Annotated in this window: 21 protein-coding genes; 4 read left to right on the forward strand and 17 right to left on the reverse strand. The window is 48.2% G+C overall.

Annotated features, from left to right (window positions below):
- Positions 1-60 precede the first annotated feature (60 nt).
- The 13 genes from pulA to P397_RS0112880 form a co-directional block, all read right to left on the reverse strand.
- Positions 61-2,973: a type I pullulanase gene (gene pulA / locus P397_RS0112820; protein WP_028106800.1), complete on the reverse strand. Its 2,913-nt coding sequence runs from the start codon at positions 2,971-2,973 to the stop codon at positions 61-63.
- Between the two features lie 180 nt (positions 2,974-3,153).
- The gene (locus tag P397_RS0112825) at positions 3,154-4,077 is read right to left on the reverse strand and encodes an LCP family protein (RefSeq protein ID WP_028106801.1); all 924 of its coding nucleotides are present in this window, start codon (positions 4,075-4,077) and stop codon (positions 3,154-3,156) included.
- A gap of 12 nt (positions 4,078-4,089) precedes the next feature.
- Positions 4,090-5,280 (reverse strand): DHHW family protein, encoded by a 1,191-nt coding sequence (locus P397_RS0112830; protein ID WP_028106802.1) that lies wholly within the window; start codon positions 5,278-5,280, stop codon positions 4,090-4,092.
- A gap of 15 nt (positions 5,281-5,295) precedes the next feature.
- Positions 5,296-6,684 carry an MBOAT family O-acyltransferase gene (locus tag P397_RS0112835; RefSeq protein ID WP_028106803.1) on the reverse strand — a complete coding sequence of 463 codons (1,389 nt, stop codon included), beginning with the start codon at positions 6,682-6,684 and terminating at the stop codon, positions 5,296-5,298.
- On the reverse strand, positions 6,674-7,168 hold the full coding sequence (locus P397_RS0112840; RefSeq protein WP_028106804.1) for a hypothetical protein: 495 nt from the start codon (positions 7,166-7,168) through the stop codon (positions 6,674-6,676). Before P397_RS0112840 ends, P397_RS0112835 begins: the two co-directional genes overlap by 11 nt.
- Positions 7,165-8,274, reverse strand: coding sequence for a non-hydrolyzing UDP-N-acetylglucosamine 2-epimerase (wecB, locus tag P397_RS0112845; protein WP_407636701.1), 1,110 nt, complete (start codon positions 8,272-8,274; stop codon positions 7,165-7,167). Before wecB ends, P397_RS0112840 begins: the two co-directional genes overlap by 4 nt.
- 14 nt (positions 8,275-8,288) lie before the next feature.
- Positions 8,289-9,119 (reverse strand): teichoic acids export ABC transporter ATP-binding subunit TagH, encoded by an 831-nt coding sequence (gene tagH / locus P397_RS0112850; RefSeq protein WP_012369712.1) that lies wholly within the window; start codon positions 9,117-9,119, stop codon positions 8,289-8,291.
- An 11-nt stretch (positions 9,120-9,130) separates the two neighbouring features.
- A complete protein-coding gene (locus tag P397_RS0112855; RefSeq protein ID WP_012369711.1) occupies positions 9,131-9,931 on the reverse strand; it encodes an ABC transporter permease in 801 nt (266 codons plus the stop codon).
- The gene (locus P397_RS0112860) at positions 9,928-11,220 is read right to left on the reverse strand and encodes a nucleotide sugar dehydrogenase (RefSeq protein WP_026833651.1); all 1,293 of its coding nucleotides are present in this window, start codon (positions 11,218-11,220) and stop codon (positions 9,928-9,930) included. The genes P397_RS0112855 and P397_RS0112860 overlap by 4 nt, the downstream gene beginning before the upstream one ends.
- Before the next feature lie 302 nt (positions 11,221-11,522).
- The gene (locus P397_RS0112865) at positions 11,523-12,761 is read right to left on the reverse strand and encodes a glycosyltransferase (protein WP_028106806.1); all 1,239 of its coding nucleotides are present in this window, start codon (positions 12,759-12,761) and stop codon (positions 11,523-11,525) included.
- Entirely contained in the window at positions 12,758-14,080 is a 1,323-nt protein-coding gene (locus P397_RS0112870) for a glycosyltransferase family 4 protein (RefSeq protein ID WP_235183996.1), read from the reverse strand. Before P397_RS0112870 ends, P397_RS0112865 begins: the two co-directional genes overlap by 4 nt.
- On the reverse strand, positions 13,972-14,976 hold the full coding sequence (locus P397_RS0112875) for a methyltransferase domain-containing protein (protein ID WP_028106807.1): 1,005 nt from the start codon (positions 14,974-14,976) through the stop codon (positions 13,972-13,974). The genes P397_RS0112870 and P397_RS0112875 overlap by 109 nt, the downstream gene beginning before the upstream one ends.
- Positions 14,976-17,618, reverse strand: coding sequence for a glycosyltransferase (locus tag P397_RS0112880; protein ID WP_028106808.1), 2,643 nt, complete (start codon positions 17,616-17,618; stop codon positions 14,976-14,978). The genes P397_RS0112875 and P397_RS0112880 overlap by 1 nt, the downstream gene beginning before the upstream one ends.
- Before the next feature lie 276 nt (positions 17,619-17,894).
- On the opposite strand from P397_RS0112880, the gene P397_RS18010 reads away from it, so the two are divergent.
- Positions 17,895-18,056, forward strand: coding sequence for a hypothetical protein (locus P397_RS18010; RefSeq protein WP_167331062.1), 162 nt, complete (start codon positions 17,895-17,897; stop codon positions 18,054-18,056).
- A 61-nt stretch (positions 18,057-18,117) separates the two neighbouring features.
- Here the strand turns inward: P397_RS18010 and P397_RS0112890 are convergent, their stop codons facing one another.
- On the reverse strand, positions 18,118-19,110 hold the full coding sequence (locus P397_RS0112890; protein ID WP_028106809.1) for an NADP-dependent oxidoreductase: 993 nt from the start codon (positions 19,108-19,110) through the stop codon (positions 18,118-18,120).
- A gap of 192 nt (positions 19,111-19,302) precedes the next feature.
- Between P397_RS0112890 and P397_RS0112895 the strand changes: the two genes are divergently transcribed.
- The gene (locus P397_RS0112895) at positions 19,303-20,364 is read left to right on the forward strand and encodes a PTS transporter subunit IIC (protein WP_051524031.1); all 1,062 of its coding nucleotides are present in this window, start codon (positions 19,303-19,305) and stop codon (positions 20,362-20,364) included.
- A gap of 57 nt (positions 20,365-20,421) precedes the next feature.
- On the opposite strand, the gene P397_RS0112900 is transcribed toward P397_RS0112895, so the two are convergent.
- The 3 genes from P397_RS0112900 to P397_RS0112910 form a co-directional block, all read right to left on the reverse strand.
- Positions 20,422-21,048 carry an HAD family hydrolase gene (locus P397_RS0112900; protein WP_028106811.1) on the reverse strand — a complete coding sequence of 209 codons (627 nt, stop codon included), beginning with the start codon at positions 21,046-21,048 and terminating at the stop codon, positions 20,422-20,424.
- A gap of 12 nt (positions 21,049-21,060) precedes the next feature.
- The gene (locus P397_RS0112905) at positions 21,061-21,645 is read right to left on the reverse strand and encodes a DedA family protein (RefSeq protein WP_028106812.1); all 585 of its coding nucleotides are present in this window, start codon (positions 21,643-21,645) and stop codon (positions 21,061-21,063) included.
- 226 nt (positions 21,646-21,871) lie between these two features.
- A complete protein-coding gene (locus P397_RS0112910; protein WP_026833661.1) occupies positions 21,872-22,306 on the reverse strand; it encodes a YkvA family protein in 435 nt (144 codons plus the stop codon).
- A gap of 175 nt (positions 22,307-22,481) precedes the next feature.
- Between P397_RS0112910 and P397_RS0112915 the strand changes: the two genes are divergently transcribed.
- Together P397_RS0112915 and P397_RS18135 are read left to right on the forward strand one after the other, a co-directional pair.
- Positions 22,482-23,231, forward strand: coding sequence for an SDR family NAD(P)-dependent oxidoreductase (locus P397_RS0112915; RefSeq protein WP_026833662.1), 750 nt, complete (start codon positions 22,482-22,484; stop codon positions 23,229-23,231).
- Positions 23,232-23,565: 334 nt separating this feature from the next.
- Positions 23,566-24,798, forward strand: a complete 1,233-nt coding sequence (locus tag P397_RS18135; protein WP_028106813.1) for a murein hydrolase activator EnvC family protein — start codon at positions 23,566-23,568, stop codon at positions 24,796-24,798.
- The last annotated feature ends 49 nt before the right edge of the window (positions 24,799-24,847 follow it).

The raw sequence follows: 24,847 nt of genomic DNA on the forward strand, positions 1-24,847 counted from the left end.
TTATAAAAAAACGTGTTACCTCTGTGAGTCATTCACAGAGGTAACACGTTTTTTGGTTGTTTATTTTTTTAACACGTAAGAACTCAGCGGATCAACCGTAAGGCTGCCCGACACTTTTTTAAGTGTTTTCGTTCCCGCGGTCTTACCGTCGACGATCACGTTCCACGTCCCTTTTGGCAACGTCATCTTGACGGCTTGACGTTTCGCATTATGGACGACATACAGATCGGTTTTTTGTTGTGGAGCTTCATCTGCCAATTGATAAGCAACGACTTGTTCCGGTGCATCCTTAAACGTCAGGTAGCGGCGGATGTCTTTTGCTGAACCGAGATGCAGAGCCGGATTCGCTTTTCGGACTTGAATCAGTCCTTTCATGTAATCCACATCGGCTTGACGGTCCATTTTTAATTTCCAATCCAGTTGATTGACGGAATCCGGTGACTTGTACGAATTGTGGTCGCCACCTTTTGTCCGCATGAAATCTTGACCGGCATGGATGAAGGTTGTTCCTTGTGACGTCAGCAGGATGCTTGATGCCAAGCGGTGCATCTTTGTTTTCGTCGCATCGGTATCTTGCGGATTCGTTAAGTTTAACTTGTCCCATAATGTGTGGTTATCATGGGCTTCGACATACGTGATGGCTTGATCGGGTTCTGCTGTGAAACCGGTGATTTCTTTGTTATAGGCAATCTCACCGACAACCCCGCGCTTGATGCGTGTTTCAAGACCTGCCTTACCGTTGACGAAACCGGCTTCCGTATCTTCAAAAACACTTCCTTTGAGCGCATCCCGCAAGTTGTCGTTAAAGTGTGCGATGCCCGGCATCTGCTTGGCATTCGTCTGATTGGCTTTTTCTGCTTCCGGAAGTGGTGTTCCAAGACTCCACCCTTCTCCAAAGACGAGGATCGACGGATCGATTTTTGTTGTCGTCCGTTTGACGGCATTCATCGTTTTGACGTCATGGATCCCCATTAAATCGAAACGGAATCCGTCCCAGCGGTATTCTTTTGCCCAGTAGTCGACCGAATCGACGATCAGTTTGTGCATCATCTTGCGCTCGGAAGCAGTATCGTTTCCGACACCTGTACCGTTCGCCAGATCGCCGCCTTCTGTGTAGCGGTAGTAATAGCCTGGGACGATTTTATCCAAGTTCGAAGCTTTTGCATCAAACATATGGTTATAGACGACGTCCATGACGGCACGTAATCCGTTGTCATGTAATCCTTGAATCATTTGTTTCATCTCTTTGATCCGGACTTTTGGATCATAGGCATTGGTTGCGTAAGAACCTTCAGGCGCATTGTAGTTTTTCGGATCATAGCCCCAGTTGTATGTTTTAAGGGGATTCGTCTCATCGACGGACGCCGTATTGAAGTCATACACCGGAATGAATTGGACGTGAGTAATTCCCAATTCTTTTAAGTGATCGAGTCCGGTTTTCGTTTTTGTTTTTTTGCCGTCCTTCAACAGACGTGTTCCCGGCTCGATGACACCGAGATACTTTCCTTTTTGCTTGATGCCTGAATCGTATGTCGTACCTGTCACATCAAACATCGACAAGTCACGGACGTGCGTTTCGTAGATGATGGCATCCGTTGCTTCTTTTAACGGCATTTTTGTTTTGGTCCAACGTTTTGGATCCGTTTCATTTAAATCAACGACGACACCTTGATCCCCGTTGACAGCAACTGCCGTCGCATATGGATCAACCGCTCGTGTCGTTTCTTTGGCATGCTTGACTTCATACGTGTAGCCTGTTCCGTCAAGGTCTCCCTTGACCGTGACGCTAAAGACACCACGGTCGCCGCGGACCATTTTCACTTCACGCACGATATCTTTAGTTGTTGCTGCTTGTTTTTTCGGTAACTTGTACAGTTCGAGTTCCACTGTTTGGGCTGTCGGTGCCCAGACCCGGAACGTCGTTTTGCCTTTTTGATAGACCGTACCGAGTTTGCCATCGTACGCATACTTTTGATCAAAGGCATCGGAACGAAGGACTTTCCCCGCTTCTAAAATCCCTTCGCCAAAGACCGGGTGTGACACGGTGACGACATTCGCCAGATTGATGTCAGAGGTGACCGTGACTTCAAGCGTCTTCGCATCGACTTGTTTTACGACCGGCTTGACCAGTCCTTTAAACGTTAACGCTTTTACATCTTCCGCCGTAATCGGCGAGTTGGTTTTCAGCGTCATGGTTTTAAAATCATCGGCCAGGAAACTTGTGAATTTGGGTGTCCGGTCGATGTCCGGTTTACCGTAGTAAATGGTTTGATCGCCTTCAATCAACCAAATATCCTTTGCTCCGGCGTAATAAAAACGATCCGCTCCGTCTTTTTCAGACCATCCTTCGATGTGCGGAATGATTCCGACAAGACGCTCCTTTGTTGTGTTCGTCAACGTGACGTTGGCAACAGCACCAAACTCATCTTGACCATTAAATTCAAATCGTTTTCCATCCTGAGCGTTTGGCCATGCCCATACCCCGTACTTGTCGTAGTCATTATCGTAACGGTAGTAATGAATGTTCGTATTGACATCCTCGATGTCGCTGCCACCTGTTGGATTGACAGGTGATACTTCTTTACTGCCTGATTCGATCCAGACTTCTGCGACCCCGTCCTTGATCATATCTTTTGTGATGAAACGGTCGTTTTCCGAACCGGGATCTTTGTTCCATGAATCATCGCGGACGATGAATCCGATTTTTTCCGGTTGATCCACTGGAAATTCATAAGCTGCGATTTTCCCGTAAGCATCTTCGCCGTTAAAGGCGTGTGCCTTGTTCGGGAAATAATCCGGTCCGTTCGCCCATAACCAGAGATTCCAATCTTTTTCTGACGTTTTATCTTCTTTGTAGTGAATGATGACGAGTGTCGATTTGCCTTTTTCCAGTGCCAAGCTGTTTACTGGAAACAAACTAAACATCAGTGCAAACGTTAGCACAACTGCACAGACTGATTTCAATCGATTCATGCCGTATCCTCCTTGGATTTATGTAATCGTTTTCATTTCCATTCTCCATTCGTTCTGCTTGTCTGTCAAAGCTTATTTTAGTCTGCTAAAGAAAATAAGACTTTTGGACCAACAAGCGAATCGAAAAAAAGGACTGCGAAAAAGGAACCCCCTTTTACACAGTCCTTGCTCACGATTGGATTAACTTTTCGTCAGTTTGTCGATTGCCCGTTTGACTTCTTGCATCGATTGATCCGAGGCGAAAAAGTACCAGACGCCGTCACTCGCAATGTATCCCTCACCGTCCAGTTTGAGCGGTTTCAGACGTTCAAACCCGGTTTGATTTTCTTGCGCCAGTTGTGCCGCTTCTGAAAACGTGATATTCGTGCTGAAGTTGTTTTTCAGAACCCGGCTGATTTCTTCCAAGTTCGTTAAAATATCAGGACCGGCTAGTTTCATCCCGACCGCTTCCAAGACCTGCCGTTGACGGATTTGTCGTCCCATGTCACCGAGCGGGTCTTGTTTCCGCATACGGGCATATCCGCTCGCTTCGAGCCCGTCAAGTTTGATTTTCCCTTCCGCATAGTCTTTTTGCAGACGACGGTCGTTCCAACTGAAAGCAGATGGATTATCAACCGTCACCCCACCGACCGCGTCAACGAGTTCAATCAATCCATCCATATTGATTTTGGCATAGTACGGGACTTTGGTCTCAAACGTCCGCTCGACCGTCTCAATCGTCTCTTCAACCCCACCGTAAGCATACGTATGATTGATTTTTGTTTTCTCACCATTTGCAATTGTCACCTGCATATCACGCGGAATCGAAAGAGAGGTCGCTTGTTTCGTTTTCGGATTAAACGACAACAACATGATCGCATCCGCTCGCCCCGGATCATTTTTTCGTTCGTCGACTCCAATCAATAAGACGTTGACCGGTTGCATCACCTCAAGCGGGAGCTTTTTTGTTCCTTTTAATGGTGTGATGAATGAATCTGCTGTTTGTTGGAACTTCAAGAACGCAAATCCGGTTGTGGCACTGACGGTTAAGACAAACAACAACAAAACGGCACTGGCAATCCGCCAACCGATGCGCGGTTGTTTTTTCCGTAAACGTGATCTCATGCGGCACCTCCTTTACAATTTCTGCTGATACGTCTTCATCAACCCGTTGATGTTCGCATTGTGTAAGAAGACGACGGCATCCACGTTTTTTTGCTTCGCAAATTCAGATGCGTCAAAATCTTTGTTGACGTATCGCACATCGACGACCTCAAGATTGGCACTCTTAGCAAGAAACGGCAGGACCGGATTGGCAAACGAGTCTTTGAGGACAAGCAGCTTCGGTCCTTTCGTCTGCGACGTCATTGATAAGATACCGTGATTGCCGCGCATGAACACTTCGTAGCGATCGGCATAGTCACCCTCTTCCTTGATGAATTGCTCATCAATCAGCGGCTGACCACATTTCTTGTCGTAGCAGACGTCGATACCCTTAAATTGGTCTGCATCGTAGTATTCAATTTTGTCTCCTGTGCTCGCATACGCAAGCGTCGTCTTGCGGGCGAGTGAACCAAAGTAAGGATGTTCCGATGCCCGCTTTGATTCCGGATCGACTTCCACTTTTTTTAACGTCGGTTCTGTTTTCGCGACTGTACGGATAATTTCACCATAGGCTTGATAGGCGCCGTCTACATTCCAGTGATGATCCGTCTTGAAGTAATCGGACAACTGTAAAGCATCAAGGGGAATCGAGTTAATGCCCGCTTGCTTGAAGCCGGCTTGCATCGTCTGATACCGTTGTTCCGCGTTTGATGCCACGTAACCCGGAATGATTCCATCCCGTTCCGCGACGACGGTTTTCGACGGGGCGAGGGCGAAGTAGACCGGACGGTTGACCTCTTGCGTGAACTGTCGGAAAGCGTCCGGGACGATTGGTTGCGCCGCTTGACTCGGCTCAATCAAGTAACCGTCTTCTGCGGTATAAATGCCGTTACGGAACGGTTGCCGCAGGACATTTTTTGATAATCGGGCCTGCATTTCAACAAAGGTGCCACGCAACACTAATTGATCGGTGAAATAACTTTCCATCTTCACCATATCATCACCCGAAATCACGCCTTGGACGGTCGGTTTGACGGACTGTGCAAGGGATCGATTTTCCAGTTGGGAACTGACGCGGTCTTCCCGAAGGATCGTCCCCGCGCCAATCGCCATCAAGATGACGAAAAAACTGATCGTCGTCAGCCACATCATCTTCCGTTCAAAGGATGAGGACGGTTGACCGTCCGCTTTCGGCTTTAATTTGCGTTCGATTGGTTGTGCCATGTCGTCTTCTCCTTTCTAGAAACGGAAATAAATAAAGGGATTAAATGTACTTGCGACCAGTGCCGATGTTGCGAGGAACAACAAGACCATCGCGTATCCATATTGCATCGTCTGTCCGATTTTGCCCGATGATTCGACAAATCGTTCGCCGATCCGTTTTGGAATCGGAGTCGCAGCAAGACACGCCAGCGCTAAAATGACACCATTTTGGACGAGTTGATAACTCGCGCGGTCATCCCACAGCACATCCGGGACGAACATCGCTTGAATGTACGTAATCGCTTCCGGGAACGTTTCCGCCCGGAAAAAGACCCATCCGACCAAAACGAGTACCAGCGTCCATACTGTCGCGAACACGGGAACCCGCGCCAGCAGTTTTCCGAGGAAGGCTTTTTCGAGCATGATCCAGATTCCGTAGTAAACTCCCCAGGCAACAAACGTCCAGCTTGCGCCGTGCCAAAGTCCGGTCAGCATCCAGACGATTCCGAGGTTGCGGTACTGTTTCCACGGCGACACCCGGTTTCCTCCAAGGGGAATGTAAACATAATCCCGGAACCAAGAACCTAATGAAATATGCCACCGACGCCAAAATTCAGAGACTGATTTTGAGATGTACGGATAGTTGAAGTTTTCAAGAAAATGAAAGCCAAACATCAACCCCAGTCCAATCGCCATGTCACTGTAGCCGGAAAAGTCAAAATAAATTTGTAAGGCATAGGCGATGATTCCAATCCAAGCGAGACCCATTGATAAATCCTTCATGTTAAAAATCGTATCCGCGACTTGCCCGCAACCGTTCGCTAAAATCAACTTTTTGGATAGGCCGATGATAAAGCGACGGACGCCTTGTGCAAATTCAGGCAAGGTTTCCCGCCGGTGATTGATTTCGTCCGCAACCGTCTCGTACCGGACAATCGGACCGGCAATCAGTTGCGGGAACAACGCGATGTATAAAGCGAGATCAAGCGGGTTTTTTTGGACCTGTCCCGCTTGACGATACACATCGATGACGTAACTCATCGCCTGGAAAGTAAAGAATGAAATCCCAATCGGTAAAACGACTTCCGGGACAAACAGCGTCGTCTGAAATGTCTCGTTGATTGACGTCACAAAAAATCCGCTGTATTTAAACCAACCGAGCAATCCCAGGTTGACGGCAATCATACTGAACATGATCCATTTGACACCAACCCGTGTCCGGTACGTGTGTACGGCCAATGCAAACAGATAGTTGATTAAAATGCTGGTCAACATCAATAGGACGAATCTCGGTTCACCCCAGGCATAAAAGAAAAGGCTCGCTACAAGGAGCCAGCCGTTCCGAAACGTGCGTGGCAACAAGTGGTAGACAAGCAACACGATCGGTAAGAATAGAAATAAAAAAATCGTCGAACTAAATAACATGGTAGGATTCCTCCTGCTTGATCGGAACAAGCCGGTTGACGTGTAACGCTGTCAACCGAACCCGCATGTCCCCTTCGAGTAGAAACTTGAATGCAATTTTAAAATAGTCGGCGCCCTTGACTCGTTTCAGTTGTAAGGAACACGTTGTTTTTCCATTTACCGTCAGCCATTCCGTCTCGGAATGCATCCGTCTTTTTTGCCCGTACTGCATCTTGAACATCTGAACGTCGCATGACGTTTCCGCTTCCAGTTCGCACGTCAATGTGACGGACTCGGCCTGTCCAAAAGAGGCGTCGGCACGATACAACTTTGAGGGAGGATATTGAAATCCCTGATCAAACAATTGGATGTACAGCTTATCGGTCGGGTCCGCCTGTTGAAAATCGAACCAAACACCGTCCGCATCTTCTTCGAGCAGAATCTTATCCCGGTTCCCTTGCGGAAAAAACTGATAACTTGCCAGTTCCAGTGGACGTGAACTCATACCGGTACCTCGCTTAAAATCGCATCAACAATGCGTTCTGCCGAATGACCGTCTCCGTATGGATTCGCCGCTTGTGCCATCGCGTCATAAGCCCCTTGATCCGTCAGCAACAGATGACCCGTTTCATAAATGCGTTCCGGATCCGTCCCAACAAGCTTCAACGTACCGGCCGCGACACCTTCCGGACGTTCGGTCGTATCACGCAAGACGAGGACCGGCACGCCAAGCGAAGGTGCTTCTTCTTGGATACCGCCAGAATCCGTCAAAATCAGTGTCGCCCGGGCTGCCAAGTTATGAAAATCAAAGACATCGAGCGGTTCAATCAATCGGATGCGCGGATGATGGTTCAACTGTTCCGCTGCCTCGAGGACAATCGGATTCGGATGGACCGGATAGACGATTTCAATATCCGGATGACTGTCCGCCAATCGTTCGACGGCATCAAAAATTTGCGATAATTGCAGGTGATTTTCCCGTCGGTGAACGGTCAACAAAACCAGCTTCCGTCCGCTCGCTGTAAGATCCGTCAACACCGGATGCGTGTAGTCTTTCGAAACCGTTGTTTTTAGCGCGTCGATGACCGTATTTCCCGTCACGATGATCGGACTTTGTTTGTTCTCGAGCCGCAGATTTTCCGCTGCCTGATCGGTCGGTGCAAAATGGTAATCAGCGAGTACACCCGTCAATTGACGATTCATCTCTTCCGGGAATGGGGCATACTTCTGATACGTCCGTAAGCCGGCTTCGACATGACCAACCGGAATCTGTTGGTAAAAAGCCGCAAGTGAAGCCGCGAATGTCGTTGTCGTATCCCCATGGACCAACACCAAATCCGGTTGCTCTTTTTCCAAGACACGACGCATCGCATTTAAAATCCGTGCCGTCATCTCTTCGAGTGTCTGACGTGGACGCATCAAGTCTAAATCATGGTCGGGAACGATCTGGAACAGTTCAAGGACTTGATCGAGCATTTCCCGGTGTTGTGCCGTCACGACGACGATCGGTTCGACCCCTTCTCGTTTTTCCAATGCTTTGACGACAGGCGCCATCTTGATTGCTTCCGGTCTCGTTCCGAACACTAACATGACTCGTTTCATTCGTTCCATCCCCTATCCGTTATTCATGACGACAATTCAATCGTTTCACCGCGTGCCGAACGCTCGATTTCATCACTTCGTCCTGTTCTTTTTTTCATGACATAATGTGCAGCTTGTTTTTTCGTCAGCTGCTTGTACCAATATAAATATTTGTTATACTCCGCCATCGTTTCCGCTGTCGGTCCAAACATCCGAACTTCTCCATACTCGAGCCAAAGGATTTTTGTACAAAAACTTTTGACTTGATTCAAGGAATGGCTGACAAAAAAGATCGTTTTTCCTTGGTCGCGAAACTCCCGCATCTTATCGAGGCATTTTTCCGTAAAGGTCTGGTCACCGACCGACAGCGCCTCATCGATGATCAGGATATCCGGATTGATATTAATCGAGATGGCAAAACCAAGCCGCGCCCGCATCCCGCTTGAATATGTTTTGACGGGTTGATCGATGAAATCTCCGATGTCCGCAAACTCCAGAATCTCCGGCGTAATCGCCTGGATCTGTTTTTTGGTCAGCCCCATCATCAATCCTTTTAATTCGATGTTGTCCCGTCCGGTCAGCTGATTATTGAGACCACTGGAAATCGCGATCAATGCCGATTTACCGCCAAGCGTCACACGACCGTACGTCGGCGGCGTGACGTTGGCGAGCAGATGCGACAAGGTCGACTTCCCACTTCCGTTGATTCCGACCACACCGACGATTTCGCCTTGTTCGACGGAGAACGAGATATTTTTTAAAGCATAAAACGGTTTACCGCTGACTTTACCGAACAACACTTCTTTTAATTTATCAATTGGTCGGGCATACAAGACGTAGCGTTTTGAAACATTCTCGAATACGACGTGACTCATGTTTTTTCCTCCTAGACATAATCAATGAAGTACCGCCGGAACCGCAGATGAACTGCTGCTCCTACCACTAACAAAACGGACGTCACAGTCCAGAAGTAGACTCCATACCAGACGTGATCGAGCAGATAACCGGTCCCAATCAATGCCGAGCGGTATCCTTCGATCAAATAGACGAGAGGATTGATCATCAACAACGTCTTAAACAGACTGTGATCCGGCGGAATCCACATGATGGGCGTCAAATACATCAACATCCGGATCGCCGAAGTCACCATGTTTTGGACATCCCGAATCATCGTTGCCAGAGCAGACAACAAAAGTGAGACGGCATACAGAAAAATCACACCCGCCGGGACGATATACAACAATTCAAACGTATGCCAGCCCGGAAAATAACCGAATGCCATTCCGAGAACAATCGTCAAGGCAATCATTGCGACATGGCGGTAAAATTGCGCCAAGATGACATAGGCCGGGATCGTACTGAGCGGAAAGTGCATTTTCGAAACAAGGGCGACCCGACCGTAAATCGATCGTGAGCCGCTTGGAATCGTACTGCCGATGAAAAACCAGGCAATTAGTCCACTGACCAACCAAAAGACGAATGGAATCCCGTCGACCGGATTTCCGCCACGGATTCCGAAACCGAACACGACCCAGTAAACGCCAATCTGCAGGAGCGGCGTCATGATTTCCCAGAACCATCCGAGATATTGCATGCTGTATTGACTTTTTGTTTCATAAAGCGAAAGGCGAAAGATCAGATAAAAATGATCTTTCAGCTCTTTCCCGATTGTACCGACCCCGTTCATATCGCCTTCGCATCCACTTCCGTCGTTTGATACGTATGCAGGTTACCAAAGTTCAGGACCGTGATGTCCTCAAGCGGTTGAACGATTCCTTTTGTATCAAACAAGACCGGTGTCCGCATCTGATTCGCAAGACGCCGTGAATCAAACTGTTTAAACTCGTCATGGTCGACGAGCACCAGTGCCAGGTCCGCACCTTGGATCGCATCAATCTCATCGACAAGCTCAAAGCGTGACGAAATCGAACGTTCGACGTGTGGATCACAGACTGCTACATCCATGCCGCGGTCAATCAGTTGCTCGATGACATCGACAGCCGGACTTTCACGCATGTCGTCGACGTTCCCTTTGTATGTGACGCCGAACACTGCGATTTTGGGCCGGACGTGAGACGCAACTAGGCGCTCTGCCTGTTCAGCGACGAAGTGCGGCATGTTGACGTTCGTTTCCCGTGCCGTATGAATGATCCGTGCAAGGGACGGTGCTTTTGCGACGATGAAATACGGATCCACCGCAAGACAATGGCCGCCGACACCCGGTCCCGGATGATGTAGATTGACACGTGGATGCATGTTCGCCATCTCGATTACGTCGAGCACGTTGATTTCGAGTTTGTGACACACTTGCGTCAGTTCATTGGCTAGAGCGATGTTGACATCGCGGAACGTGTTTTCCATCAATTTCGACATCTCTGCCGTCTTCGCATCCGTCTTGACGATTTCACCTTGAACGAATGTTTCATATACTGCTGCACCTGCATCCGCGCAAGCCGGTGTCAATCCGCCGACAATCCGGTTATTGTGAATGAGTTCATGTAAGATTTGTCCCGGAAGCACCCGCTCCGGACAATGAACGACGAAGACGTCTTGACCGATAACAAACCCGGCTGCTTCAATCAATGGTCGGACATGATCATCCATCGTCCGCGGAGCGATTGTTGATTCGACGATGATGACGTTGCCTTTTTGAACGTGCGGCAACATATTCTGAACGGCTGACAGGACATACTTCAAGTCACACGATTTATACGTGTCATTTAAATTCGGTGTCGGAACAGCGATTAAAAAGACATCTGCCGGTTCCGGTGTCAGTGTTGCCCGAAACTTTCCGTTTGCGACGACACGCTTGATGACATCTTCAAGTCCCGGTTCTTCAATATGAATGTCTCCCGCATTCAACATCTTAACGATGCGCGGGTCGATGTCGACCCCGACGACGTCCGTTCCGTGATCTGCAAACATGGCTGAAGAAGGTAATCCAATATATCCGAGTCCGATTGTACAAAGTTTCATTTTGTCATTCCTCCATCTAGTTACGAGTTAGTCCTTCACGTCAGCAAATTACCGACTGTGTCGTGGCTGTAACTAGACCATAACGACAATTGCTTGTGTTTCCAATGGTTCTAACCATCTCTTAAACCATTCTTCACAGACCTTACATTCAAGGCGTTTCCTGTACTTTTTGTAAAGCTTGTAAATAATCCACGAACATTCATCGCATTCAGCAAACAAACAACCGAATCCGGTCACTTCCGTTGTTTCCTGTCGTGGATTTGCCTGTATCTGTCTTGTTTCCATCTTCGTTCAGTGTTTAGTTACTTCGTGATTTCACGGTAAACGTCCAATAAATGGTGTTTTTCTTTATCCCAGTTGTATTTCCGGCGCGCCTGCTTTGTCCGTTCTTTCATCGCCTGACGCAAGCCGTCTTCCTCGACGATTTGGTTCACGGCGACAGCAATCGCTTCCGGGGATTCAACGTCAACGAGTAATCCGACGCCTTCCGTTTCGACGACACGCCGAATTTCCGGTAAATCCGCCGCAACGACCGGCACGAGTGCCGCCATGTATTCAAACAGCTTATTCGAAGAAGCCGAATAGTGATTAAAGCAGATGTTTTGCAGAACTTGAAAACCGACCGTCGCAGCCGCCGTATAACTCGGCAGTTGATCAAGCGGTACTTTATCAATAAAATGGATCCGCTCCCGTTCCGGTGACTGTGCCGCCAACTCCTGGAGCCGCGGTTTGATTTTTCCGTCTCCAACAAACAGCAAAGTCCCACGCCGGACAAACGGCATCGCTTCAATCAGTCGCTCAAGTCCCCGCCCTTCCTGGATACCACCTTGGTACAGCAAAATGGGTTCGTCCTCCTTGATGCCGATTTCTTGATGTACGGATCGCGGTTGTGGTACTTCTTCGTGATAAAACGGATAATTATGCAGGACAGCCGGCCGTTCACCATAAAGTGATGCGTGGTAGTCGGCCCGCGTGTCATTTTCAACCATCGTTCGATCAACAAACCGTAACAAGTAACGCTCAAATAACCCCTGTCCTTTTCCATAACCTGTCCGGTCGGTCTGCACTTCGTGCGAATCGTAAACGATCTTCGCCCCTCTTGCGGAAAAAATTGCTTGAGGCAACGTGTTTAAATCGTTCGCATGCATGATATCGTACGTGTGTTTGCGAGCCGCCCGCGTCATGCGGATGATTCCGAAGCTGTTGTACAGTGCATAGCGGACAAACCGACTTTTCTGTAAGAGATATAGCAGCACCAAGACCGGAATCAGCCATGGAAACAGCAATAACACGCCTGCGCCGGCCATCAGCGTAAGAAGATTACGCTTCCGGATCCGGCGCAGCACGGATTCAAGTGGAGGTGTCCGATCGATTCGAAGAATCTGAAAACCTGCCGGGTGTCGTTCGAGTTTCGGCAAGCTCCCATCATTCAGGCAATACAGATCAACGTGATACCCGGCTTCCGAAAGCGCCGTACATTCCCGTAAAACACGTGCATCGTTCGTAAACGTATTCCAAACAAACATTCCGACCCGCTTCATTTACTCACCCCTAATACTCGAAGATCGGTTTGACGAATCGCCTCAAACAACCGCTCCTGATTTTGTTCCCAGTCAAAGTGCGCCTGGACATACTTCACACCGGACTGCCCCATGGCGCTGCGTGCTTCGGGATGTTCAGCCAAGTACCGGATATGCTCGACGATCTTTTCACGACTCCGTTCGCGGGAGACAAAGCCCGCTCCCGCATCTTCGATGACTTTAGCGGCATGCCCCGAGACGGCTCCGACAATCGCACACCCCATCGCCATGTAGTCGATGATTTTTCCCGGTGTCACCGTGTCGAACGCTGTACTCTCGACCAACGTTGCAAAGGCGATGTCACTCTTCGCCAGTTGTTTCAGCGCATCCCATCGTGGCATCGCGTTCATGAAGTGAATGTTCGTCAGCCCCCGCTCGAGAACATGGGCTTCGAATTTTTCCTTGTGATACCCGTATCCGACGACATGGAATTCAATGTGTTTATCCTCTTTTAGTTGTTCCGCGACATCAAGTAGTAAAAAAACATCCTGCGCCAGACCGATGTTGCCGGTGTAGACGACACGGACCTGCTCCGATACTTTCCGCCGTTTAATCAACCATTCATTTTCCTCAATCGAATTCGGGATGTAGTGAATCTTCTCTGGTGCAATCCCTTTCTTTTCGATATACGACCGAAACCCTTCACTGTTGATGACGATTTGATCGGCTTGGCGGTACATCCATTTTTCCAGCCAATAGAGTGGCGCAAGCAACAACCGTGATTTCGTAATCCCGACTCCGACCAGTGATTCCGGCCATAAGTCGCGAACGTCCAGAATCAGCGGTGCTTTTTTCAGGTGTTTGGCAACGACTCCGACAAGACCCATGAAGATCGACGGCGTCGTCGCATAGATGTAAGCGTATTGTTTAGTATCGTGCCGTACTTCCTGGACTGCCAGGACAAATTGTTCAATGAACAAACGGAGTCTGCGCCATAAATTCGTCGTCGCCCGAAGATCACGTGGTTGAATTCGGGTGATCTTCGCAGCATCCAGACTCGGCTCGTCCCAAAACATGGCATCCGTATACAGTTCAGCTGTCGGATAGAGGGGTTCCGACGTCAAGACGTGGACCTCACTCCCCTGTTGCTCCATCCGTTTGAAGATATTTTTCATCCGGTTCGCAGCACTCCCGATCTCCGGATAAAAATTTTGGCAAATCATCAGAACGTTCATCGTCTCCGGGCCCGTCGTTTCTTTACGTTTCGTCTGAACTTCCAGTAACGGATGACGATTTTTCCGAGCTTTGAATTTGCGAGTGACCGGTACTTTGATTTCCATTCTGCATTCGCCTCCAAGACATCCAGATTCGACACAAGCGCCCCTTCGTATCGCGCGAGCACCATTTGATACTGTTGCGTCAGCAACTCAATTTCGTCTTCCTTCTCTGCGAGTTGCCGCGTGAGCTGATCCCGCTCTGACACCAACTCCGCTTGTTCCTGTTCGATGTCCTGCTGTTTTTGCTGCTTCAATTCCCACTTTTTATTCAGTTGCTTCAAGCGGACGATTTCAGTAAGATGCAACCGTTCCACCGCTTCAAAAGCTGTTTCGAGCCAACTGACTTCTTGTTCCGTTACCGGGCGTGACGGTTGTTTCTCCGGATGAAGCGTCAACGTCACACCGAGCCATTTATCGATGCGTTCCAACTGCTCAATCGTCCCGTATGGTGTCAATTGTTCCAGCAGATGCTGTAAATAATACGTCCGTTTATGATCGGCATAATCGTTCACACCGAATGGAACGGTCACGACGAGCCGACCACCGGGTTTTAAGAACGAACAGGCTTTTTCGACAAACCGCTCCGGTTCCCCGATATGTTCCAAGACTTCCGTCATCAATACCGTGTCGAATCGTTGGGACGTTTGGAAGGTCATCAGATTGGCTTCTTCCAAATGAATCAATTCTTGAACGGAGTGTGCTTCTTCTCCTAATGCCGCCGTCGCTTCCTCGATTGCTTCCGGCGAGACATCGATACCGACCACCTGCTTGCCTTCGCGCCCGAGCAAAATCGGAACCAGTCCACCGGAACAGCCGATATCGAGAATTTGACTGCCTTTTGTTTCCCGGATGATCCAGTGGACCCGAGACCGGACCTTTTTCCCGAATGCGACTCCGAGTTGATCATAATAGGCGGCCCGAATTTCATCTTTCGGTCGCATCATCTGTTTTGTCTGCATCATCTGACCTCCTCCAGTAACAATGTTTGAATCGCATCCGTCCGTTTCATGTCCGCCAACTCCACGAATTGACGGATCAGCGGATTCGTCAAGTTCATTGGTTCATAAAAAGCAACAATCATGCGCAGTAATGCGACACTTGGGGCAAAATCCTTGTCGCTGCAATACCGGAGCTTCACTAAATACCAGTGTTCAAAGAAATGCTCAAAACGTGTTGTCTTATACGCATCGAGCACACCGTAACGGGCAAATTTCTCTGCCCGCGCCTTTTCCCGGACGACACTTCGTTCGAAGAAACGAACCGTCAAGGAGTTGACGGTCGAACCGGCAACTGCGGCATAGTAATAATGGATGACACGATTGACGAGCAGGACACGATTTGCGTGCAACATCATCTCTTGGAAAAACAGGGAATCTTGTCCGACGGCACCTACCACCTGCTCCAGCTGATGTTCCTGCAGAAAACGGCGGTTGACGACCAGCGCCTGAATACTTTGAACGGAAAAGCGGTTTTCCAATAAGTAGGCTTTCGGTTGATCACACACCGTCCGCCCTTGTTTACGGATCTTCGGCAACGCGATGATGCTTGTTTTTTCTGCCAACTTCTTCATATGTCCGACAGCAAAGTCGAGTGTCGGATCTTGATCCAACTCAGCCAACAGTTCGGCATATCGGTCACTCAAGACTTCATTATCAGGATCAAGGAAAGCGATCCGTTCCGAGCGCGCCAGTTCCACCCCTTTGTTGCGCGGACGTGACGCACTGCCGCTGCCGCCCGTCGGAAACAGATGGGTCACGACATTCCCGTGACGTCGTGCCAGGCGGTCAATCGCTTGGCGGGTGAATCGATCCGTCGATCCATCGTCGACCAAGATGATTTCCGACTCGTCAAACCGATCCATCCGTTTGAGGCTGGCAAAACATTTATACGTCAAATGCCTGCCATTGTTGAAGATTGGGACGACGACAGATAGCACAGGTGCTTCGATCATGGCGGTTCCGCCACCTTCGTTCCACTCCAGCGCGTCCAGGAACAACGTCTCTCCCTCAATCTTTCCTTCGGAGAACTGCTCATACGGGAACGCTTCACGCCAAATCATGGCGTTCACTGTCGACCCTTCTACTTCCCGGATTACGAAATGAGCTTCGTCAGTCCGCGTTTTGCGGGTGATTGACACATCACTGTATTTGAACCCGTTCATCAAATCTTCCAAATAGTATTCTCCGTATGATTCAGCTCCGTCGAGTACAGTGACGAGATCGGCTGAGGCATAAAGCGCTCCGGTCAACTCTGATTCGTGACAGATTACATCAGCGGTGATCGATTGACGCGCGAGCAGTTGTTCAAGTTCCGGCGTCGCATTGCGTAAGACGACGAGAAGCGTCCGTTTGACCGGCGGCATGTCCAGTTGCAGAAGCCGCGTCAATTGATCAATCCGGTCATAGACCGTATGCGACGACATGACAGAACGAATGCCTTCCGCCCGGAGTCGATCAATCTCCTCTTGTGTCGTCCGCTCGAGAATCGCCTGGGCTTCTTGGTGGTCATGGATGGTAAAGACGTTCGGGAAATCGTTATTGACGGCGATACTGTAGTTCGACAAAATCAGATTGCCGAGCGCTTGTGATTCATAGACCCGACGCGCACACATCGTCTTGCTGTACTTGATACTGTTTAGATTCAACACCCAGTCATAACATTTACTGACCTGTTGCAATGCGTCATAGGGAATCGCAGGAGCCACACGCGAGACGTAACGTTCCGGAAAATGATAGTCCGGTAGATTTAACTGATAGTTCCGGTCAACGATATCGAGTGTATGGTCTGAGCGTAAGACACCATCAAATAACATCTCCGTGTCTTTGACACGCTCCGGATATTTCGCCATCCAGCTGCCGGCAAACAAAACGTGTTTTTTGCGGCTTCTCGTCGCTCCGACCGGATTGTGGATGATCGGATTAACGCCAAACGAAGTTGCTTCAATCCGGTCATGTCCACAGAGTACTTGGTATTCCGGAATCATCGCTTCGTCTGATGTCAAAATATAGTCGGCAACTTTCGCCAGATCACTGAACCGGTCAAAGTTGCTCGGATCTTCCGTCGACTGGAAGACGACCGGGATTCCTTTTGCTTTCACCTGCTCCATCATGTCGAGCAAACGTTGCCGTTTTTTAGAAGTCGGCGTCGCGACCCCTTTCCAATCATCACCGTGCAGACCTTTCCAGGACGTGACGACAAGAAACAGATCAATCGGCTTTTCAAAGACGTCCGTAAAGGTTGCCGGATTAACATAATGTAAATGTAACGCGTCCTGATAGTAGGCATGCATGAACTCTGAGCACACGATCGCCACCTCAAGCGGACGGCGTTCATAATAACGTGAACCGCCCGTCACAGGGATGTCTTCGTACGCAATCTCTTTCAGCAACTCTCTGTTGCTGTCCTGATGGTAACGCTTCGTTTTGGCTTCGAGTGGGGAGGACTTGGGGCGAACCGTCGTTTTCATCCGCAAGACGTCGAGTTGTTTTAGACCCTCGATCGACGCACGGTTTGCTGCCGGTGCGGATTGGATCCGTTTCTGTTCAGTCCGCACCCAGTTTAATTGTTCAATGATGCTTTTTTTCCACTTTTGTTCACTCACACGTATACACCCTTCCTTCATTCATCTCTGTTTCAGTCTACGAGACCAGTTCAAAGAGGACTTAAAGGTCATGCAAGGTTTTTGTAAAGAGTTGATGAAGCAATTGGTCTTTTTCCTTACATTCACCATCAAATGAAGAGGAGTTTGCGTGGAGTCGAGTTTGTTCGTATCTTGTTTTGCTACAAAACATCAATCTCACCAAAGTGTCCGTTTCGTTTTTAGAATTGATAATTCGGGTACATATAAAAATATCGAAGACAAGGGGGAGGAACACTCATGATGGATAAAAAACAAGATGCACCAAACGAAACAGCGGATGTCGGCTTACATCCGGATCCAGAACCAGCTAAAACATCTGATCCGGGAATCAAACCGGCCGAAACACAGCATCCGGATCCTGATGTCGAAGAATTAAAAAAGGATCCTGCTGATCAATAAATTCAAGCACAAAAAAGGTGTTGCTCTCCGCTCAGGAAAGCAACACCTTTTTGACGTACTCTTATAATTTGACCAACAGTTTTCCCGTGTTCGACCCGTCAAACAGACCAAGAAATGCGTCCGGGACTTGTTCAAACCCTTCAAAAATCGTTTCTTCGTACTTCAACTCACCGTTGCTGACCCATTGACCAAGTTGTTCCGCTGCTTCTTTAAACCGTTTGCCATAGTCACCGACCAAGAAACCTTGCATCCGTGCGCGCGCAATGATCAATTTCGATTGAACCCGCGGACCTAAATCCGCCTGTTCGTTATAGCCGGAAATCGCTCCACAGACTGGAACGCGGGCAAAAGGATTCAATCGATCAAGAACGGCATCCCCGATTGCACCGCCTACATTTTCAAAGTAGACATCGATCCCGTCCGGACAAGTCCGGTCTAAGGCTTCGCCGATCTGCTCCGTTTTGTAATTGATGACTTCATCAAATCCAAGTTCCTCTTTCAGATACTGAATCTTTTCAGCACTTCCGGCAATCCCGACGACTCGTGCGCCTTTAATTTTAGCGATTTGACCAACAATTGATCCAACGGCTCCTGCTGCTGCCGAGACGACGACCGTTTCGCCAGGTTGCGGGTTCCCAATGTCGAGCAGACCGAAGTAAGCGGTCATACCTGTCATTCCGAGCACACCCAGTGCCGTTGAGACAGGCGCCAATGTTGCATCGATTTTACGGACTTGTTTTGCATCGACCACGGATTTCGTCGCCCAGTCGAGCATTCCGACGACGGTGTCACCCACTGTTAACAGATCACTTGTTGATTCAACGACCCGCGCGACGACACCCCCTTGGATAGGTGCATCCAGTTCGAATGGTTGCGAGTAAGAACGTGCATCATTCATTCGCCCGCGCATGTAAGGATCGACTGAGATATAGAGCGTCTCTACTAACACTTGATCCGCTTTTAAGGCGTCCAATTCGATCGTCTCATAACGGAACGTGTCGCGTGTCGGACGTCCCTCTGGTCTGCTGGCTAATACGATTTGTTGTTCTGACATAACTGTTCCCTCCCCGGTTTTTTACCTCTCCACTCTAGCAGTCCTTTTGTTTCAGTGCGAATAGTTTGCTTTTGTTTTTTCAGAAAATTCCATTTTCCGCTTGACGTTTTGAACGCTCTTTCGTATGATTAAACACAATTCATCGCTTTTATACTGTTATGCATAAAAGCGATACATAAGGAGTGAATTTAGTTGAATACGACCTTGAAACGTTTTGACCGCCAATTCGGTGTCCATGTCTTAAATGGACTCAGCATCGGAATCTTAGTTGCTCTCATCCCGGGAGCGTTGCTTGGTGAACTTGCCAAAGCATTGCTTCCCTATTTTTCTCCTGCACAACATATCATCGACTCGACTGCTCTTGCGATGCGGCTTTTGCCGATGGTCATCGGTGTCGCCGTTGCCATGCAATTCAAGGCAACCCCGATCGAAGCGACCACGATTGGTCTTGCGACTGTCGTCGGATCCGGTGTCGCAAGCCGAACCGAGACCGCCGGTTACTTATTCATCGGAACCGGTGATGTCATCAATGCCGGATTGACAGCCGCAGTCGCGACCGCCCTCGTCATCTGGCTCGGAAATCGTTTTAAGACGTATACGGTTCTCGTCATCCCGACCTTAATCATCGTCGGAGCCGGCGGAATCGGTGTCCTGACCTATCCGTTTGTCACGAAAATCACAGCCACGATCGGTCAAGTGATTACACACTTTACCGTTCTTCAACCGGTCTTGATGGGCATTGCCTTAGCCGTTACTTTTTCGGTCCTGATCGTATCGCCGCTCTCGACGGTCGGGATTGCAACAGCCATCAGTTTATCCGGTGTTGCGGCAGGAGCCGCCAACCTCGGTGTTTGTGCGGCAGGCTTCGGACTCGCGATTGCCGGGTGGCAGGCCAATTCCCACGGCACGTCCATCGCTCATTTTTTAGGCTCTCCTAAAATTCAAATGGCGAATTTCATTCGCAATCCGATCATGATTCTGCCCGTCATGTGCAGCGCCGCCGTACTTGGCGGACTCGCAGGTGTACTCGGTATTCAAGGGACTCCTTTCAGTGCCGGATTCGGTATGTCCGGTCTGATTGGTCCAATCAATGCGCTCCACTTGATGGCAGGCGGCTGGACGTGGATCAACATTTCGCTTGTCTTCGGACTGTTTATTGTTTTGCCGGTGATCCTGTGTCTTTTGTTCCATCAACTCTTCCGCCGTTTTCGTCCTTGGACGAATCACGAGCAGTACCGACTTGATTTTGATTGACTAAAAAAACAAGCAGACGCTGACTCATCAGCGCTGCTTGTTTTTTTGCTCATTCCGTTATACAAACTTCAACAAATCAAGCGGTGTCTCCAGCTGATGGTCAGCCGTCTTCCATTCTTGTTCTGTTCCAAAACCGAAGCAACAAATCGCTACCGGCATATTTTGTAGTCTGGCCGCCTCAACATCCGATGAACGATCGCCGACCATCAAATAGTCGACCTCGCCAAACTCTTCACGATGTGCCGCTAAAATGTCTGCTTTTTGTTTCCCGTTCACCGACTCCAAACATTTCGGACTTGTAAAATAAGATCGAATGTTTTGGCTGTCGAGGACAAGGTTTAAATAATGTACCCCGCAATTGCTTGCTGTTGATACGATATGTCCCTGATTCGTCAATTGTTCCAATAATTCTCGAATGCCGTCAAACAGAACATCTTGATTCTGCATCGTTTGCTCCAAGTGATGATGACGTTTTCTGCGAATCTCTTTAATGTCGTTTTCAGAAGCATCCGGGATTGCTTTTCTCCAAAAAGCATTACCCGCCAAACCATAACTCGACTGGACACTTGCTTTGGATGGTTTGACCAGATGCGGCATATCTTCCATCGCAAGATGAATCGCCTCTGTCATCTGATTGGTCGAGTCGATCAATGTACCGTCAATATCAAATAAAATCACTGCCATGTGAACACTCCTCTATTTTTTAGATACAGCTTGTTTTTTCATGAGCGTTTTTTTTCGGAAATACAGATAACCTGCACCAAAAACGATGAGCCCGACTATCCAGGGAAGGTAATGGTGGAATTCAGGATGCCGCCCCATCATGCCATGTCCAAGTTTCTTTCCGCCCCAGATAAAAAAAGCGGACCACACAAAAAAAGAAATCGTCGTCGCAATCGTAAAGGTGAGACGCGAGACTCCGGTCAACCCTGCACCAATCGCAAATCCCATCCGCCACATCGGTGACAACAATAAGATGAAACGGCCGCGCGTATCCATTTGACGTTGGAATCGCACCATCTTCGCCTCAGAAATACGAAACCATCTAAAAATTCGTTTCAGTAAACGGTCACTTCCGAGGCGCCCGATTGTAAAGAAAATATTTTGACTGATCACAAAACTCATGACGGCCACGATCAACATGACAATCAGATTAAACTCGGTTGTGTGGACCAGATAGCCTGCATATGCAAGCGGCACTTCACTCGGTAAAAAGGGGAACATCAAACTCAACATGATTCCAAAATAACCGTATGATTCAATCCATGAATGCCAAGCCATTCCATACCTCCTTCCCCAAAAAGTTTCTCTGCTTCTAGTGTAACGAACTTTCAAGGACGCGTACAGAAATGACGTTTTTGTTTCCTTTAAAACAAGAGCCGGTTTTCGATTGACCGCAAGTGTACGAAACGAGGACTTTCATCCAAACGAAAACAGAAGGCGGATTCAAAATCCACCTTCTGTTTTATATGCGGACCAACTGTCTCAGTCCGGTTGTCTCATGAAATTAGTAAGCATCCTCACTTTGGAGCGGCTGCGTACTTGCTTTTTGTTGCTCATCCTGCCAATCACTGAATCGTGTCAACTCTTCGAAAATCGTTTTCGTCACGAACAGGATGATGGCGATATCATCCGCAAATCCGAAACCTAACACAAAGTCCGGCACTAAATCGATTGGTGACACGAGATAAATCAAGGCCCCGATTACTTTCAAAATCGTCGTCCGGCGAATATTTCGGTATTCACCGGATTGATAGGCTCGAACCATATCGATAAATAAACGGACGGGCGAAAAAACGACCGACAGTGTAGAATTTTTATTTATTTTTTCACTTGCACGTCGTAACATCGAATTCGTTTTTTTAGGTTGATTGATATAAGACTTGGCTTTTTCTGCGTACTTTTCTTCTTCTGTCTCGAGCTTTTGATTTGATAAATCCATCAAAAATCCCCCATTCAGCATAGTAGTGGTATTACCTAATCACTATATTCCCCAAACAGTATCCCGGTAATCATTTCTTAACTCAGCCTGTCAGGTTTTAATTGATTCCTTTTCGGCTATTCCATTAAAGCAGATAACACAATACACGATACTCACCGATTAGGAGTGATTTACAATGAACCATGTTAACCAGACAGTCATCATCACCGGTGCCGCCAACGGCATCGGCGCAACGCTCGCGAAGACGTATGCCCAAAAAGGAGCAACTGTCATTTTAGCAGATGTCGATCAAATGACGGGTGACGAAGTCGCAGCCGACATTGAATCAGATGGCGGAACGGCCTATTTCTATCACCTGGATGTCCAAGACGAACACGACGTTCAACTGTTGATCGACAAAGCACTTGAACACACCGGCAGAATCGACATCGTCATTAATAACGCCGGAATCATCGTTCGAAAGCCGATCCTCGAGTTGTCTCTCGAAGAGTGGGACCGTGTCCAGCACACGAATTTACGCAGTATTTTTCTGACGACCAAAGCCGCAGCACCACATTTGAAAAAAAATCCGACCGGAGGACGGATTGTCAATCTTGCTTCGACACGCGCCTATATGTCTGAACCGGATACGGAATCTTACGCCGCCACGAAAGGCGGAATTGTTGCTTTGACACATGCACTCGCCGTTTCATTAGGACCGGATCGGATCTTGGTCAACGCGATTGCTCCGGGTTGGATCGAGACGGGAAACTATCACGAACTGTCACCGGAAGATCACAGCCAACATCCGGCCGGCCGTGTCGGAAAACCGGAAGATGTGGCTCGGGCAGCCTTGTTTTTGACTGATCCGGAAAATGACTTCTTGACGGGTGAAACGTTGATCCTTGACGGAGGTATGACTAAAAAAATGATTTACGAAGAGTAAAACTTACTAAAATATCCGTTTTCTTAATGAATTAAACCTTTTTCAGTACAGCATCTTTTTAATATTACAAACTCATATCAGTGACTTTTAAAAGTGAATGGCGCCATTCACTTTTTTATTTTAGCTTCTTTTTTCGCTCTGTTACCGGATTTTCGCAGTTCATTGAAAATCATGCCCTCCTCATTTTCCATAAACGAAGTGGTACTCCCTGATAATTTCCACATAATATTTTAATGAAATTGTAAAGGTGGTACGGCTCTTTTCTTGTTAGAGTGGAACAGGTATCGCTTCCAAAGCATGAATCTGTATCAAGGAAGGAAGGAACGTTCTAATTATGAAGCCATCTTTACGACAATCGATTGGTCTGACGCTGATGACCATGACATTACTCATTCATCCACTTGCGAACCACGTTGGTGCCGCAGGTTCTTATAAAGAAAAACAACAGCAAAATCAACAGCAACAGTCAAAACAAAAACAAGCACTTTCCAATAAGAAAACACAACTGTCGAAAGCACAGCAAAAAGTGTACGCCATCGATCAGCAAATCAACGGCTTAACGTTACAAGTCGTTGAGAATCAACAAAAAATTGATCAGAATACTCGACAAATCAAGCGACTTGAACAAAAAATCCGTCTGCTGAAAGAAAAAATCACGAAACAAGAAACAATGTTGGGTGACCGCCTGGCTGTCCGTCAAGCCAAAGCAGATCAAGATCCTTTACTTGAAGCGGTATTCGGGGCCAAAGATGTCGGCGATATGATCAGCCGCTTTAATGCGTTTAATACGATTGCGGAAAGTGATGCCTCATTATTAAAAGACTACGAACAAAACAAACAACAGTTGGCAACCGCTCAAAAAAAATTGCGTCAGACACGACTTGATTTGATTGATGACCGGACCAACCTCAAGAACAAACAACGCGAGCTGAAAGCAGAGAAAACGAAACGCACCTCTTTGCTCAACCGTCTTAAATCAGAAAAACGTTCAATTGAGACAACCATCTTGAGCTTGAAAGATGCTTCAGCACAATTAAAAGCGCAGGAAGCTGCAGCAAAAGCTGCTGCCAAAGCCGCTAAACAACAAGCAGCCGCGCAATCGGCGCAACCTGCTTCCAGTACGAAAGCAAGTACAAAAGTCATCTCGAAAGCAACCGGGAAATTCATCAAGCCTGCTGCCGGTTCGATTTCCCAGGGAATGGGAGCAGCGAGCGGTAGTAATGGATATGCCTATCATAATGGAATCGACTTGGCGGGACCCGTTAATTCACCAATCGTCGCTTCCGCCAGCGGAGTCGTCATTCAGGCAAGTTCTGGTGGTCCTTACGGCAATCACGTTTATCTTTCGCATAATATCGGCGGCAAGACCTATACGACCGTCTATGCCCATATGAACTCGCTGACCGTCAAAGCAGGTCAAAACGTCAAACAAGGTCAACAGATCGGAAACCTCGGCAGTACGGGAAATTCGACTGGACCACACCTTCACTTTGAAATTCATGACGGTGGCTATCAGTACAATGCCAACGGTCGGACAAACGAACTGAATCCAAGTGATTTCTTCTAAAACGTGACAAACTCACCGTAATTTTTTACGGTGAGTTTTTGTCCTGCAT

This window comes from Exiguobacterium undae DSM 14481 (genome assembly GCF_000620805.1).
GTDB classification, from domain to species: Bacteria; Bacillota; Bacilli; order Exiguobacteriales; family Exiguobacteriaceae; genus Exiguobacterium_A; species Exiguobacterium_A undae.

Coding starts and splice junctions, on each gene's coding strand:
- P397_RS0112900 (WP_028106811.1), bottom strand. CDS start 21,048: ATGGCAGTGATTTTATTTGATATTGACGGTACATTGATCGACTCGACC.
- P397_RS0112835 (WP_028106803.1), bottom strand. CDS start 6,684: ATGTTATTTAGTTCGACGATTTTTTTATTTCTATTCTTACCGATCGTG.
- P397_RS0112910 (WP_026833661.1), bottom strand. CDS start 22,306: ATGGATTTATCAAATCAAAAGCTCGAGACAGAAGAAGAAAAGTACGCA.
- P397_RS0112865 (WP_028106806.1), bottom strand. CDS start 12,761: ATGAAGCGGGTCGGAATGTTTGTTTGGAATACGTTTACGAACGATGCA.
- P397_RS18010 (WP_167331062.1), top strand. CDS start 17,895: ATGATGGATAAAAAACAAGATGCACCAAACGAAACAGCGGATGTCGGC.
- P397_RS0112860 (WP_026833651.1), bottom strand. CDS start 11,220: ATGAAACTTTGTACAATCGGACTCGGATATATTGGATTACCTTCTTCA.
- P397_RS0112830 (WP_028106802.1), bottom strand. CDS start 5,280: ATGGCACAACCAATCGAACGCAAATTAAAGCCGAAAGCGGACGGTCAA.
- P397_RS0112870 (WP_235183996.1), bottom strand. CDS start 14,080: ATGGAAATCAAAGTACCGGTCACTCGCAAATTCAAAGCTCGGAAAAAT.
- P397_RS0112905 (WP_028106812.1), bottom strand. CDS start 21,645: ATGGCTTGGCATTCATGGATTGAATCATACGGTTATTTTGGAATCATG.
- P397_RS0112890 (WP_028106809.1), bottom strand. CDS start 19,110: ATGTCAGAACAACAAATCGTATTAGCCAGCAGACCAGAGGGACGTCCG.
- P397_RS0112825 (WP_028106801.1), bottom strand. CDS start 4,077: ATGAGATCACGTTTACGGAAAAAACAACCGCGCATCGGTTGGCGGATT.
- P397_RS18135 (WP_028106813.1), top strand. CDS start 23,566: ATGAAGCCATCTTTACGACAATCGATTGGTCTGACGCTGATGACCATG.
- pulA (WP_028106800.1), bottom strand. CDS start 2,973: ATGAATCGATTGAAATCAGTCTGTGCAGTTGTGCTAACGTTTGCACTG.
- wecB (WP_407636701.1), bottom strand. CDS start 8,274: ATGGAACGAATGAAACGAGTCATGTTAGTGTTCGGAACGAGACCGGAA.
- P397_RS0112875 (WP_028106807.1), bottom strand. CDS start 14,976: ATGCAGACAAAACAGATGATGCGACCGAAAGATGAAATTCGGGCCGCC.
- tagH (WP_012369712.1), bottom strand. CDS start 9,119: ATGAGTCACGTCGTATTCGAGAATGTTTCAAAACGCTACGTCTTGTAT.
- P397_RS0112840 (WP_028106804.1), bottom strand. CDS start 7,168: ATGAGTTCACGTCCACTGGAACTGGCAAGTTATCAGTTTTTTCCGCAA.
- P397_RS0112915 (WP_026833662.1), top strand. CDS start 22,482: ATGAACCATGTTAACCAGACAGTCATCATCACCGGTGCCGCCAACGGC.
- P397_RS0112855 (WP_012369711.1), bottom strand. CDS start 9,931: ATGAACGGGGTCGGTACAATCGGGAAAGAGCTGAAAGATCATTTTTAT.